A 13,485-nucleotide genomic window follows, 5' to 3' on the forward strand; every position below is an offset into this window, starting at 1 on the left:
CATGCTCGCAAATGTCGGGCCGACTGTAGCATGCGCGTGCACGTCACCTACCGTTGCGCCAGTCGCTGCGACAAGCGGCCCAGAAGTGCCGCACCGTCGCCGCGCCACGCGCTGCCATGCATGCACGCGAGCGTGGCCGGTTGCAGATCGGCCAGCCGCTGCAGATGCATCCCGGTATCGGGACTGTGCGCGTAGTAGTCCATCTGCAAGCGGAACGCCTCGCTCGATTCGAGGATGTCGCCTTCGGTCAGCGGCGGATTTGCGTCGCCGGGCTGCGTAAAGAGATCGCCGCACAGCAGCGTACGCGTGGTTTCCTCGAACGCCATCGAGCATTCCCAGCCATGCGGCACGTGCGGCGTGGCAAGCCAGCGGATGCGGTGCGCGCCAAGGCTGATGACCTCTCCATCGGCCATGGCGCGCGCCGGACGAATGGCGATGTCGTTGATCGACACCATCGCGGCGATCTGGCCGCACAGCGGCACGGCATCGGGTGCGAGTTCGAGAAAGTCATTGAGTGTGCCGCATTCATCGGACTCCACGTGAGAGAACCCGACATAGGCCAGCCGCGACACCGGCATCACACGCTCGATGGCTGCGCGCACCTGCGCGAACAGCTTGCGCGGACCCGTGTGGTAAAGCAACGGCCGGTCATCCACCACGAGGTATTGGTTGAACGAGAAGCCGCCCGGCATGTCCTGCGGCGGGACGGGCGTGGAGATGCGGAAGATACCGTCGGCAATTTCGTCCACGGTGGTGACGGGTCCGGTGTGTTCCATGTTCATTCCCTTCCTTTCTGCCGGGACAATCCGGCCATGACGGCTGTCGATGGCTCTCGTTGGGGTCGACTGATATTGGATATAGAAGGTGCTATATCCAAATAGCAAGCCGTAAGACGAGTCGGGCGCCGCATGGGCACCCGGATTCGCTTCAACGTGCCAAAGCGCGGGGGCGCGCCCGGATCAACCAGGGTTGCCGGACTTGCTGTCGATTTCGGCGCGCAGGCGCTCTTCCTGCTCACGCAGTTCCGGCGTGAAGGCCTCGCCGAAATCATCGGCCTCGAACACCCGGCGGATTTCGATCTCGGAGTCGCCCTCCATCGGGTTGGGACAGCGCCGGACCCACTCCACGGCTTCGTCCATGGACTTGACCTGCCACAGCCAGAATCCGGCGATCAGTTCATTGGTCGCCGCAAACGGACCGTCGACCACGGTCCGGTTGCTTCCCGAGAACCGTACCCGCTTGCCGCGCGAGCTAGGATGCAAACCCTCGCCGGCGAGCATCACGCCCGCCTTGACGAGTTCCTCGTTGAACTTGCCCATGGCTTCGAGCAATTCGGTGCTGGGCATTTCGCCCGCCTCCGACTGTCTGGTTGCCTTCACGATCACCATCACACGCATCGTCATGCCTCCGTGAGTGCGCGCCGGGCAAGCGTTGGGCCGGTGCGCAGTGTTTCAGGGGCCACTTTCGTGGCTGTGGCGCGGCACGCGCGCACGGCTACAGGCTAAGAGCCTTTGCGTCGACAGGCAACCCGCCGTCGTGGGTGTCAACCGCAGATGGCGATGATCTGGTTCAGCTGCTCGCAGGCAGCAGCGAACACGTCATCGGGCGCGCGCTTCCACGGATGCGCCCTGGCACCGCGCGCTCGCCAGTCGAAGGACTTGGGCTGGTGCCCGAGAATGTAGCTCGCGACATTCTTCGGGCCATGGAATTTGATGGCGAACGGGTTCGTATCGTTGTACGAAGCTGTCGTCATCGGCAAGCCGATCACGATGCTCGTTCGTTCATTGAACGCCTTCGGGGAAAGCACGAGCATCGGGTGCATGTCTTTCATTTCCCGCCCGGACTGAGGGTTGCAGTCGATCCAGATAATGTCCTGACGATCCGGCACCCACGACGGCCGCGCCATCAGAACACCTCCGCGCCGACGCGGCCGGTCGGCATCGCCTCACCCCCATGCTTTGCCGGATCGTACTTTTCCAGCTTCTCCGCCAGCGTCAGCTTGCGCGGCCCCAGCGGTTTCACCGTCACTCCAATCTCGTCGGAGGTAACTTCGACTTCCTGCCCAAGCTCGAAATGGGCCGCACGCGCCACTTCGGCCGGGATGCGGACCGCCAGACTGTTTCCCCAGCGCTGGATGGTGAGTTTCGCGGTTGTCGGCATGATGCAATCTCTGCTTCGTTATACGTTTAAACGAGTTTAAACGACCCGCCATGATGTTTCAACTCGTTTAAACGCACCCGCCATCGCTTACCGCCCGTCAAAGCGCCGCGCCAGTCCCTTGTTGCGGAACGCGTCGACCACGAACTCGATGAACACACGCGTGCGCGGCGGCAGCAGCGTGCGGCTCGGGTAGTAGAGCGAGATCGGCCCGTTGTCGGCGTACCAGCCGGGCAGCAGCCGCATCAGCGCTCCGCTCTCGAGCCTTGGCGCGGCATGCGGCATCGGCAGCAGCGCGATGCCAAGCCCGTGCATGGCCGCGTGGGCCATGGCTTCGGGGTCGTCGAAGATCAATCGCGCGCGGTGTTCGGCCGGCGCCTGTTCACCGACCTGGTTACGCAAGGTCCAGGCGCGCAAGCGGCCGGTGGCGCCGGAGCGCCGCACGATGCCGTCGAACGCAAGCAGGTCCGACGGGTGCCTGGGTAGCGCCTTTCCCTGCATGAACGCCGGCGATGCCACCGCGACCACGTGCGTCCGGGCAAGCTCGCGCGCGACCACGCCCTCGGTCAGTTCAATGCCGCCGCCAATGGCGGCATCGAAGCCGTCCCGGATCAGGTCCGTGGGACGGTTCTCGAAGTGCCAGTCCGGCACGATGCCGGGATAGAGCGCGAGGAATTCGCCGAGCAGCGGCACCAGGTACTCGCGCCCGAACGCGAGCGCCATGCCGACCTTGAGCACGCCGGCGGGCTTGCCAGCATCCTCCGCCGCGCCGGCAAATGCATCGCGCAATGCCGAGAACGGATTGGACACCTGCGAGAAGAACTGCTCGCCGCCCGAGGTCAGCGTCAGCCGCCGCGTGCTGCGATGGAACAGCCGCAGTCCCAGGTGGCGCTCCAGGCGCGCGACGTTCTTGCTGACCGCCGCGGGCGTCAGTCCCAGCCGTCGCGCCGCAGCCGAAAAGCTGCCGGTTTCGGCGCTATGGACGAAAGATTCGAGCAGGTTCAGGGCTTCCATGCCCCCAGCTTATACCAATGGTTGAAAAACATGATCCGCAGTGATGCCTACCGGTAGGGGAATCGCCTGACCATACTTCGATGCACCAACCACCCAACGCTTTCAGGAGCAAACATCATGACCACCACTCTTTCCGACAAGGTTGCCTTCGTCACCGGCGGCGCGCGCGGTATCGGCGCTTCGGTCGTACGCCGACTGGCGCGCGAAGGCGCGGCTGTGGCCTTTACCTATCAGAGTTCGGGAGCGGGCGCGCACGCAGTGGCCGAGGAAATCAATGCCGCCGGCGGACGCGCACGGGCCTTCCAGGCTGACGCGGCGGACGCGGCTTCCGTGACGCGTGCGGTCGACGATGCTGCCCGGCAGTTCGGCAAGATCGACATCCTGGTCAACAGCGCCGGCGTGCTGCTGCTGGGCCCGGTCGACGACTTTTCCCTGGAAGATTTCGACAAGACGCTGGCGGTGAATGTGCGCGGCGTGTTCGTGGCAGCCAAGGCAGCACTGCCCTACATGGGCGAAGGCGGCCGCATCATCAATATCGGCAGCGTCAATGCGGATCGCATTCCGTTCGCCGGGGGCAGCGCCTACGCCATGAGCAAGGCAGCGCTGAAGGGCCTGGTACAGGGCATGGCGCGCGACCTCGGGCCCCGGGGCATCACCGTGAACAACGTGCAGCCGGGGCCGACCAATACCGACATGAACCCAGAGCACAGCGACTTTGCGACCTCGCTGCATGGACTGATGGCGTTGCAGCGCCACGCGCGGCCCGAGGAGATCGCGGGCATGGTGGCGTACCTCGCTGGCCCGGAAGCAGGCTTCGTCACGGGGGCCAGCCTGAACATCGATGGCGGCTTTGCGGCCTGACGTCCAGCGCCGAAACGCTTCCAGGCCCTACGACGAGCCTGGAAGATGCCTGAATTTCCCCCTACCTTCGCAGGGATACGGTTCATCGCGTGGATACCGTCATTGCTTATCGTGTGCTACTGCGGCACACGATTCCCCAAACATTGCCCGATCGTTCGGGACCGGCGGCCGCTGGCCGGCCGCCGGCCTTTTTTCCCGATCCGACAGGCCCGCGCAGGACGCCGCGCAAACCGGGAATCGCTTACGCAGCAACGAGTTGAGTAGTTCTACTCTTTCCTGAACTGCTGCACTGCCGTCATAGTGCCCGCTTCACGCCCATCGGGCCGGGACAGGATAGCCAGACAGACGGTATGAGCAGGCGTAAGGACTATAGCGTCGGCGCACAAGCCGAGAGCCAGGACGGCCAGCGCCGGCGCATCGATGAATGGATGACGCTGGTCGGCCAGCACAAGACCACGCTCGGCTTCGACGACTGGCTTCAGCAAGTTCTTGATGAACAGCACCAGCGCGCCGCGGCCGAGGCCGGCCACGGCGTATGCCAGCCCACCTCGCGCTTGCTGCGCCAGGGCGACATGCTGTTCCGGCTGGAACACGGGGCACGCTACCGCGTGCGCCACGGACAGGAGTCTCCGCGCGTCTTCACGTGCGTGTTCGATGGCGAAACGCCCTACATTGCCTTCGAGAATGTGGTGACCGGCGTACGCTTTCCATGGATCACCGTGGACGGCGTATTCCGCCAAACCGAATTGCGTTCGATGGAACGGCTTGACGCCCACGACGCAGGGAAAAGCGCGGAAATCGGCGGGACTGGTCCCTCGGGACAGACATCGCCCGCATAAGGAAGCGCGGATATATTCGTTCGCGCAAGGGATCGATCGCGTTACGGTTGCATGCTCATCGGGCTGGCTTCAGTCCGAATGATTCACATGGCACGCATGACCGATGACTGCATCCCGACGACAATTCCTCCGCTACGGCACGGTGGCTACCGCCGCCATCGCCACCGACACGCTTCTTCTTGCCGCACTTCCCGGCGCCGGCGCAGTCCGCGCACAGGGACGCCCGTTATTGAAAGCGGGCGACCAGAAAGGCGGGCTGCGTGCCTTGCTCGAGTCCGCCGATGCACTGCGCGGACTGTCCTACGACATCCAGTGGACCGAGTTCCCCGCCGCGGCGCCGCTCGCTGAAGCGCTCAATGCGGGCGCCGTCGACTGCGGCCCCATTGGCGATGCGCCGGCGATCTTCGCGCTGGCTGCGGGCACGCGCATCCGCTTGATCGGCGCCAATCGTTCCGATCCTTATGGCACCGCCATCCTTGTGCGCCCCGACTCGCCGCTGAAGAGCGCGGCTGACCTGAAGGGCAAGAGCATCGGTACCAATCGCGGTTCGATCGGCCATTTCGTCGCGCTCAAGGCGCTGGAATCGGCCGGACTGCGGCCGGAGGATGCCAACATCCGTTTCCTGCCGCCGGCCGATGCCAAACTCGCGCTGACCAGCGGTTCGGTCGATGCATGGGCAACCTGGGAACCCTATACCGCCATGGCCGAAACCAGCGGGCATGCACGCGTGCTGGTCAGCGGACGCGGCCTGTGGTCGGGGCTGAGCTATGTGGCCGCGACCGACACGGCGCTGGCGGCAAAACGCGCCGTGCTGGCCGATTTCCTGCAGCGCGTGGTACGCGCGCAGGCCTGGTCCTATCAGCATGTGCCGGAGTTCTCGGCGACGCTTGCGCGCATCATCGGCATTTCACCGGAGGCCGCGCGCCTGCAGTTCGAGCGCCGGCACACGCAGTGGCAGAAGATCGACGATGCGCTCATTGCCGAGCAGCAGCGCACCGCCGACTTCTACCTGAAGACGGGCCTGCTCAAACAGCGGCTCGACGCGCGAGCAACGTTCGATACCGGCTTCGCCATCGCTTGAGACACAGTGGACTCAATCGACTGAGTGGTTAGTAGCCGTAGTCCACCGGAGCCTGGTAATAGCCGCGCGGCTGCGGGCCGCACGGTACGTAGCCGCCGATGTCGCCGCGATAGCAGTAGCCCGGCGGCACGGCCGGCGCGGCATAGCTGACGCGGGCGGGCGGTGCGTAGGCGGGCGGTGCGTAGGCGACCGGCGCAGGGGCAGCCACCACAGGCGCGGAAGCCACGGCCGCACCAAATGCGAGGCCCACCAGCGCGCCAACGGCAAGGGCCACGCCGGCCTGAGAGCCACCGCCATGGTGATAGCGGTCATGCGCCGACGCCGGCCCGGCAGCCAGCAGGGCAAGCGACACGGCGGCAGCGGAAGCGATACGGATGGAGGGGCGCATGATTGACTCCTTTTTCAGGGACTTCGGGTACTGATGTCGTGATGTCATCATGCACAAGAAACCCTCGCTCAGGTGTTTCCGCAGGCGCTCCCAGTTGTTAGCGGTGTAACGCGCGCTTCCGGCGGTAACGGACAATTACAACTGCCAGGCGACGCAGAAGGCGCATGCAGGGCCGTGTGATCTGAACGCTTTCATATAATCACCCGTCCGGCGGCCAGCCACACCGACCGCCACTTAACCAGCCGGCTTACCGCGCGCCAGACAGGCCCGACGTCAAGCCATGCGGCAGCGCCGCGCGTCGCTGGTCAATTTCGTGGAAGCGGCTCGGCCACAGCGTGGTCTCGCTTCCTGTGTTCGTCTCCCGCGCCCCCGGGCCAATCCGCATCCTCAGGCATTCGCTCCCCGCCATCCGGCGCACAGTGGCTTGCCGGAGCGTCGGCGGCGACTTCCGGGCGGCCACGTCACAACGTGAATCCGCCATGCGCAGACTTTCCTGGCTCGCCCTGAGCCTTGTGCTCACCGCACTGTTCCACCTCATGCCAGCCGCGATGGCGGCCGAGCCGGCGTCCGCGCCCGATGCGGACCAGCCCCCGGCCCTGACGCACGCCGAGGCCATCACCGAACTCAAGCGCCTGCAGACCGAGCAGGACCGCATCAAGCAGTCCGCGTCCAGCGTCAATGGCACGACCCGCCTCGGGGATCTGGACGAAGCCCTGCACCAGCTCGCCAAGGACGTCGACAAGCTGACCGGCGCGCTGACGCCCCAGCGCGCTCAGTTGCAGGCCCAGCTCGACGTGCTCGGGCCACCGCCCGCAGCGGGCGCCACGCCCCCGGAAATGCCCGCCGTGGCACGGCAGCGGGCCGAGCTCAATGCGCGCAAGGTCCAGCTCGACAATGCGCTGAAGCAGGCGGCCGAAGGCAAGGAGAACATCGAGAACCTGAACGCCCAGCTCGCCAAGCTGCAGCGCAGCCGCATGAAGGACCAGCTTGCGCTGCGATCGGAAAGCATCCTGAACCCGCAGTTCTGGGCGCCGCTGTTCAAGCCATCCGATGACGACAGCGCGCGCATGGAAGCGTTCGTGGACGAAGTCGTGCCGCTGATCAAGACTGCATGGGAACCGGAGCAACGCGGCGCCACCGCGCTGCTGCTCATGCTCGCACTCGCGGTCTGGACGCTCGGCCGGCGCCTTGCCGAACGGGCCGCCGCGTGGTTCTGCCTGACGCGCCTGCCCGAAACCCGGTTGCGGCGCAGCGCGCTGGCTCTCGCCACCGCGCTCACCACCGTCGTCACGACAGCACTCGCGGTGCAGCTGGTCTACTACGCCTTCACGCGCGGCTACGAGCCGCCGACTGACCTGCAGGACCTGCTCGGCGCACTGGCCAGGCTCATGCTGACCAGCGCGCTGATTGCGGGGCTCGGCCGCGCGCTGCTGTGCACGCACCACCCCTCGTGGCGACTGCCGGCGATGGCAGACCCGGTGGCGCGCGCACTCAAGCCGTTCCCGCGCGCACTGGCCGGGCTGTTGCTGCTGGCGGGCACGCTCGAGTTGCTGAACCATATTGCCGATACCAGCGTGCCGTTCACGCTGCTGGGCCGCGGCCTGGTGTCGCTGGTGGTGGTGTTCACGATCGGCGCCGCGCTGCTGCGCGCCAACCGCGTACGCAGCGGGCTGGCCGCGGCCGGCGAGCGCGCCGAGGCACGCGCCACGCTGGCGGGCATGATCCACGCCGGCGTCACGCTCGCCGTTATCGTCGCGCTGATTGCGCTGCTCGCGGGCTATGTCAGCTTTGCCCGCTTCGTGACCTACGAACTGGTGTGGTTCGACATCGTGCTGTGCACGCTGTACCTGCTGACCCAGCTCACGCGCGACATCTTCGAAAGCCTGCTGTCGACGCAGCACGCGAGCGGCCGCGTGATCCGGCAGTTGTTCGGCGTGGACGACACCCGCCTGGAACAGGCATCGACGCTGCTGTCGGGCCTTGGCACCAGCGTGCTGACGATCGTTGCCATTATCGCGCTGCTGACCGGCGGCTTCGGCACCACGCCCGCGGAACTGCTCGACAGCCTGCTGACCGTGCTCGGCGGCGACAAGCTGCGTAGCTACAACATCATGCCGGAGCGCATCATCAACGCCGTGGTCGCGCTGTCGGTGGGCATCTGGCTGCTGCGTTCGGTACGTCGCTGGCTCGATGCGGAGTTGCTGCCGCGCATGTGCATGGAGCCGGGCCTGCGCGCGTCGCTGGTCACGCTGTTCAGCAATGTCGGCTATGTGCTGATCGTGCTGCTGACGCTGGCCCAGCTGGGCGTGAAGTGGGAGAACCTGGCGTGGATCGTCAGCGCGCTGTCGGTGGGCATCGGCTTCGGCCTGCAGGAGATCGTCAAGAACTTCGTGTCGGGCCTGATCCTGCTGACCGAGCGCCCGGTGAAGGTCGGCGACATGGTCAGCATCAGCGGCGTGGAAGGCGACATCCGCCGCATCAACGTGCGCGCGACCGAGATCCAGCTCGGCGACCGTTCCACGATGATCGTGCCGAACTCGCAGCTCATCTCGCAGAACGTGCGCAACGTGACCATGAGCCACAGCACGCAGGGCGTGGCCACGCTACAGCTCACCTTCCCGCTCAATACCGATCCGGAGCAGGTGCGCGACCTCCTGCTCGACGCCTATCTCGATAACGAAACCATCCTCGACCACCCGGTGCCATCGGTCACCTTCAGCCAGCTCGCACCCAACGGCATTACGCTGAGCGTGACGGGCTTCGTGGCCAACCCGCGGGTTGCGGCTTCCACCAAGAGCGACCTGCTGTTCGAGATCCTGAAGCGCCTGCGCAGCGCCGGCATTTCGCTGACCATGCCGCAGACGCTGCGCGTCGAGAACCTGCCGGGCATGACGGCGGAAGCGCTGCTGCCGGCGCCATGACGCCGCGCACCGGCATGGGGACGAGGCACCCGCACGTTGCCCCCAAGCCGCCAGATCGGTGCGCCAGCCGCGCGCCATGCATCGGTCTGGCGCGCCATGCACGGCAAATACATGGCACGCATGTTGCTGAATGCAAGCGGGGAAGCGGCCGCGTGTCGCTCACCGAAGGGTAGCTAGGGTTCCGGTCGTGCCATGCGCACGATGCCTGGTCCGAGAGCGACCGGCCACCGGCACCTGATCCGCCGGCGGCTCCACGGCGGGACAAAAGCCCGGGAGGTTCACTTCGCAGAGAGGTGGCTTCCCTGCCTTTGTCACTGACCGGAGCCATTTCATGTCGGGATTCCCCGTCCACCACCTGGCGCGCCCTTTGCGCACCGCTGTCCTGCTGCTTGCCGCCGCCCACCTCTCCACCGCGGCATACGCCGAAGAGATTCCACCACCCCCAGATTCCACACCAGCCAGCCCGTACACCTTCACGGGCCACGTCGACGCGGTGTCGCGCTACGTGCTGCGCGGTGCCACCAGCACCTATGGCAACGGCGCGCCGCTCGGCAATGCCGGCGCCGACGCGCCGGAGTCCTCGCGCCCCGCGCTCCAGTGGGGCGTGGACCTGGCCCATGAAAGCGGCTGGAGCATCGGCTACTGGGCATCGATGATCAACTACTCGTACCGGCAGCTCGGCAATTCGTACAGCGACCGCGGCATCACCGACTTCCAGAAAGACCGCTCGATCGAGAATGATTTCTACGGTGCCTACAGCGGCAAGCTGCCCGGCGGCATCGGCTATACCGCGGGCATGACCGCGTACTACTACATCAACGGCAGCCATGCCAATGCACTCGAAACCAAAGTCGGGCTGTCCTACGGACCCGTCAGCCTCAACGCGCAAACACTGCTCAACGACGTGGTCTGGGGCAACAAGGGCGACACGTACTGGACGCTCGTATTCACTCAGCCCCTGCCGTACGGCATGACGTTCACGGCCACGGCGGGTGCCTACACCTACCGCAAGGAAGGCAAGTATCTCGGCACGACCGACACGCTCAGTGGCACAGGGTGCGGCCCCGGCGCGGCGTTCGTGGTCAATGGCTGCTATGTGGGCAACGCTCCTGTAGGCGGCGCCTTCCGCCACCTTACGCTGGCGCTTGCCGCCCCCATTCCCGAGACACCGCTCAATGTCGGCATCCAGTGGATCCTTGGCGGCAAGAACCGCTTCGGCGTCAGCCAGAAGAACCAGTTCCTGGCCACGGTGGGATACGGCTTTCCCTGATGCCGTCGATGCGGACGTCTACCGGTAAGTCTGCAGGTAGGCCAGCAGGTCGTCGATCTGCTGGTCGTTGCCGATGCCCCAGAAGCGCATGCGCGTACCCGGCACGACCTTGCCCGGCGATTTGATGAACGCGCGCAGCGTGTCGGCCGTCCACACCACGCCGGATGCGGTCATGGCCGGCGAATAGCGATAGTCTGCAGTGCTGCCCGCGCGCCGGCCGAAGACAGCGTTGAGCTGCGGGCCGAAGGCCGCGCGTGCGGACGGACCCACACTGTGGCACGACGCGCAGCGGGTAGAAAACAGTTCCTTGCCGGCCTGGATGTCGGCGGCTGATGCGGAAGAAGCGGCGGAAGCGGCAAAAGCCACGGCAAGGCAAGTCAGCGCAGGCAGCAGGCGCGGTACAGCGTGATGCATGAGTCGTACGTCGGAGTGGGGTCCGGATGGTCCGGATGGCCCGGATGGACAGGCCCGCATGATAGCGCGATGCGCGCCACCGCACGTCAGACAAGCGCGCGATCGGCAGCCAGCCGCTTTTCGGATCGAACCTGTCGTGTTCTGGTTCGAGAATGGCTGCGCACGTTCCTAGACTCCTTCCATTCAGACAAGGAGACTGCACGTGCCAATTCCATCCATTCCATCCTGCAAGGTCCGCCGCGCCGTGCTGGCGATCGCCGCGGGCCTTTGCTTCGGCCCTGCCTACGCCGAGACATGGCCGACCAAACCCGTCACCGTGGTTGTGCCGTTCCCCGCCGGCGGCGGCACGGACCTGGTGGTCCGCTCGATCCAGCCCATGCTGCAACGGGAACTGGGCCAGCCGGTCGTGATCGACAATCGCAGTGGTGCCGGCGGCACGATCGGATCCGGCTACGTGGCACGTGCGGCGGCCGATGGCTACACCGCCGGTGTGGTCACCACGAGCACGCATGCAGTGAGCGTGGCGCTCTATCCGAAGCTCGGCTACAACCCCGCTCAGGATTTCGCCTACGCGGGATTCATCGGCACGTCGCCGTATGTACTCGCGGTCAACCAGGCGTGGCAGGCCACCGATGTCAAGGCGCTGCTCGCCAGGCTCAAGGCCGACAAGTCGCAGCACAGCTTCGGTTCGGTAGGCGTAGGCACCGTGTCGCACCTGATGGGCGAGCAGTTCCAGAAGCTCGCGGGCACGCCGCTGGTCCACGTGCCCTACCGCGGCGCGGCGCCTGCCTACACCGACCTCATCGGCGGACAGGTGCAATTCATGTTCGACAACCCCGTCGGTCTCGCACCGTATATCAAGGCACGAAAGATCGCCGCGATCGCGACGACCGCCCCTACGGCGCTCCTGCCCGATGTACCCACGTTCGCGAGTCAGGGTGTGCCAGGCTTCGAACAACAACTCTGGTACGGCATCGTCTTCCCGAAGGGAACGCCCGAGCCCATCGTCACGCGCTTCAATACGGCACTGAACAAGGTGCTTGGCGACAAGGCTGTCGCGAACGATCTGGAGAGCAAGGGCGTGACCGCGCGTCCCGGCACGCCGGCAGCACTGCGGGCCACCGTGCAGAAGGACATCCCTTACTGGGGCGCCATTGCGAAGTCCGTAGGAGCGACCGGTGAGTGACGTCAGCCTGATCCGGGTCTTTGTGCGTGGTGTCGGCGGTGGCAATCCGGTGCCGTTGGTTGCCGACGCCCGCGGCATGAGCGCGGCCCAGATGCAGGCCGTCGCCGCCGCATACGGGCATGAATCCGCGTTCGTCCTGCCGGGCGACGACGCCGGCTGCGACTGGCGCTTCCGCTTCTTCGTCCCGCTGCACGAAATGGAGATGTGCGGCCACGCAACCGTCGGCACGCTGTGGGCATTGCGCCAGTGGGGCCGCTGGACGACGCCAACTGCGCGCATCGCGACCATCAGTGGTGTGGTGCTGGCCTACTGGGACGCGGCACGGGAATGCGTGTGGATCTCGCAGCCGGAGGTGCGCACCGAAAGACTCGATGCGCACGCGAGTGCGCGAGTGGCCGAAACGCTCGGTCTGCCTCCGGGGACCCGCACGATCGTCAACGCCGCGACCAGCCGCGTGAAGACTCTCGTAGCGTTGCCGTCCGTGGCAGAACTCGATGGCCTGCAACCCGACTTCCCGGCAATGGAAGCGTTGTGCGCTGCCATCGGCTCGACCGGGCTCTATCCGTATGCATTCGGCACGCCGCAGAACGATGGCCGACCCGTGGTTCACGCTCGGCAGTTTCCGAAATCCTCAGGCTACCCCGAGGACGCCGCCACCGGCATTGCGGCCGCCGCGCTCTGGGGATACCTGGCCGGCGAAGGTGCGCTAGCATGCGATGGCGCGCCCGCTGGGCCCATCGCAATATGGCAGGGCGATGCCATGGGCAGCCCGTCGGAAATCCTCGTTGCGCCACGCCGCTCAGATGATGGCGAGCCTGACGGCTGCTGGCTCAGCGGCAAGGCAGCATGGAGCCAGAAATGATGATCGACACACCTGAAGCGCGGCTTCTCGCCGCCGGCTTTGATCTGCCCGCGGTGCCCACACCGCGCGGCAATTACGCGCCTTTCTGCGCGATACCGTTCGGCCCTTGCCGCTGGGTGTCGATCTCCGGGCAGGTCTGTCGCGAGGACGGCGTGGCCATGTCCGGGCTATGCCAGACCCGCGACGACCTGGAGCCCGCGCGCCGGGCTGCCGAAGTCTCGATGCTCAACGCGCTTGCTGCCCTGCGGCTGGCATGCGATGGCGAGCTGTCGCGCGTGACGCAGATCGTCCGTCTGCGCGGATTCATCCGCGCCTCGGCTGACTTCGCCGGCCACCCGGCGGTGCTCGACGCGGCCTCCGCTGTCTTGCGCGTCGCGTTCCCCGATCAGCCGCTCCCCGCACGCAGCGCGCTTGGTGTGACCAGCCTGCCTGACTGCGCATGGACGGAAATCGAGATCGATGCCATCGTGACCGCCGCCTGACGCTACCGGA

The 13,485-nt window shown here is 66.0% G+C and carries 15 protein-coding genes and 1 riboswitch; of the genes, 8 read left to right on the forward strand and 7 right to left on the reverse strand.

Translation table 11 applies throughout. From position 1 onward, the window contains the following. Positions 1 to 47: 47 nt before the first annotated feature. From KHO41_RS28150 to KHO41_RS28170, 5 genes are all read right to left on the reverse strand, one after another. A complete protein-coding gene (locus KHO41_RS28150) occupies positions 48 to 776 on the reverse strand; it encodes an oxygen-binding di-iron domain-containing protein (protein ID WP_211956532.1) in 729 nt (242 codons plus the stop codon). 183 nt (positions 777 to 959) lie between these two features. After that, positions 960 to 1,397 (reverse strand): YciI family protein, encoded by a 438-nt coding sequence (locus KHO41_RS28155; RefSeq protein WP_211956579.1) that lies wholly within the window; start codon positions 1,395 to 1,397, stop codon positions 960 to 962. Positions 1,398 to 1,543: 146 nt separating this feature from the next. Continuing rightward, on the reverse strand, positions 1,544 to 1,906 hold the full coding sequence (locus KHO41_RS28160) for a type II toxin-antitoxin system PemK/MazF family toxin (protein ID WP_211956533.1): 363 nt from the start codon (positions 1,904 to 1,906) through the stop codon (positions 1,544 to 1,546). Next, positions 1,906 to 2,160, reverse strand: a complete 255-nt coding sequence (locus KHO41_RS28165; RefSeq protein ID WP_211956534.1) for an AbrB/MazE/SpoVT family DNA-binding domain-containing protein — start codon at positions 2,158 to 2,160, stop codon at positions 1,906 to 1,908. The genes KHO41_RS28160 and KHO41_RS28165 overlap by 1 nt, the downstream gene beginning before the upstream one ends. 87 nt (positions 2,161 to 2,247) lie before the next feature. Then, entirely contained in the window at positions 2,248 to 3,171 is a 924-nt protein-coding gene (locus tag KHO41_RS28170; protein WP_211956535.1) for a LysR family transcriptional regulator, read from the reverse strand. Positions 3,172 to 3,288: 117 nt separating this feature from the next. On the opposite strand from KHO41_RS28170, the gene KHO41_RS28175 reads away from it, so the two are divergent. From KHO41_RS28175 to KHO41_RS28185, 3 genes are all read left to right on the forward strand, one after another. Then, a complete protein-coding gene (locus KHO41_RS28175) occupies positions 3,289 to 4,032 on the forward strand; it encodes an SDR family oxidoreductase (RefSeq protein WP_211956536.1) in 744 nt (247 codons plus the stop codon). Positions 4,033 to 4,382: 350 nt separating this feature from the next. Further along, positions 4,383 to 4,871, forward strand: a complete 489-nt coding sequence (locus KHO41_RS28180; RefSeq protein WP_211956537.1) for a hypothetical protein — start codon at positions 4,383 to 4,385, stop codon at positions 4,869 to 4,871. Between the two features lie 103 nt (positions 4,872 to 4,974). Next, positions 4,975 to 5,952 carry an ABC transporter substrate-binding protein gene (locus tag KHO41_RS28185; RefSeq protein WP_211956538.1) on the forward strand — a complete coding sequence of 326 codons (978 nt, stop codon included), beginning with the start codon at positions 4,975 to 4,977 and terminating at the stop codon, positions 5,950 to 5,952. 28 nt (positions 5,953 to 5,980) lie between these two features. Here KHO41_RS28185 and KHO41_RS28190 read toward each other — a convergent pair whose 3' ends face one another. After that, positions 5,981 to 6,340, reverse strand: coding sequence for a mechanosensitive ion channel protein MscS (locus tag KHO41_RS28190; RefSeq protein WP_211956539.1), 360 nt, complete (start codon positions 6,338 to 6,340; stop codon positions 5,981 to 5,983). Positions 6,341 to 6,819: 479 nt separating this feature from the next. Between KHO41_RS28190 and KHO41_RS28195 the strand changes: the two genes are divergently transcribed. Both KHO41_RS28195 and KHO41_RS28200 read left to right on the forward strand, forming a co-directional pair. Continuing rightward, on the forward strand, positions 6,820 to 9,261 hold the full coding sequence (locus KHO41_RS28195) for a DUF3772 domain-containing protein (RefSeq protein ID WP_211956540.1): 2,442 nt from the start codon (positions 6,820 to 6,822) through the stop codon (positions 9,259 to 9,261). Positions 9,262 to 9,423: 162 nt separating this feature from the next. Next, positions 9,424 to 9,539: riboswitch (guanidine-I (ykkC/yxkD leader) on the forward strand. Positions 9,540 to 9,592: 53 nt separating this feature from the next. Continuing rightward, on the forward strand, positions 9,593 to 10,531 hold the full coding sequence (locus KHO41_RS28200; RefSeq protein ID WP_211956541.1) for a TorF family putative porin: 939 nt from the start codon (positions 9,593 to 9,595) through the stop codon (positions 10,529 to 10,531). A gap of 18 nt (positions 10,532 to 10,549) precedes the next feature. Here the strand turns inward: KHO41_RS28200 and KHO41_RS28205 are convergent, their stop codons facing one another. Continuing rightward, on the reverse strand, positions 10,550 to 10,945 hold the full coding sequence (locus KHO41_RS28205) for a c-type cytochrome (protein WP_211956542.1): 396 nt from the start codon (positions 10,943 to 10,945) through the stop codon (positions 10,550 to 10,552). Positions 10,946 to 11,147: 202 nt separating this feature from the next. Here KHO41_RS28205 and KHO41_RS28210 point away from each other — a divergent pair, with 202 nt between their 5' ends. The 3 genes from KHO41_RS28210 to KHO41_RS28220 are packed head-to-tail and all read left to right on the forward strand — an operon-like array spanning position 11,148 to position 13,475. Then, entirely contained in the window at positions 11,148 to 12,131 is a 984-nt protein-coding gene (locus tag KHO41_RS28210; protein WP_211956543.1) for a Bug family tripartite tricarboxylate transporter substrate binding protein, read from the forward strand. Next, entirely contained in the window at positions 12,124 to 12,993 is an 870-nt protein-coding gene (locus KHO41_RS28215; RefSeq protein ID WP_211956544.1) for a PhzF family phenazine biosynthesis protein, read from the forward strand. Before KHO41_RS28210 ends, KHO41_RS28215 begins: the two co-directional genes overlap by 8 nt. Further along, the gene (locus tag KHO41_RS28220) at positions 12,990 to 13,475 is read left to right on the forward strand and encodes a RidA family protein (protein ID WP_244874066.1); all 486 of its coding nucleotides are present in this window, start codon (positions 12,990 to 12,992) and stop codon (positions 13,473 to 13,475) included. The genes KHO41_RS28215 and KHO41_RS28220 overlap by 4 nt, the downstream gene beginning before the upstream one ends. Positions 13,476 to 13,485: the final 10 nt, after the last annotated feature.

The sequence above is a fragment of the Cupriavidus numazuensis genome (genome assembly GCF_905397435.1).
In the GTDB taxonomy this organism is placed as follows: Bacteria; Pseudomonadota; Gammaproteobacteria; order Burkholderiales; family Burkholderiaceae; genus Cupriavidus; species Cupriavidus numazuensis.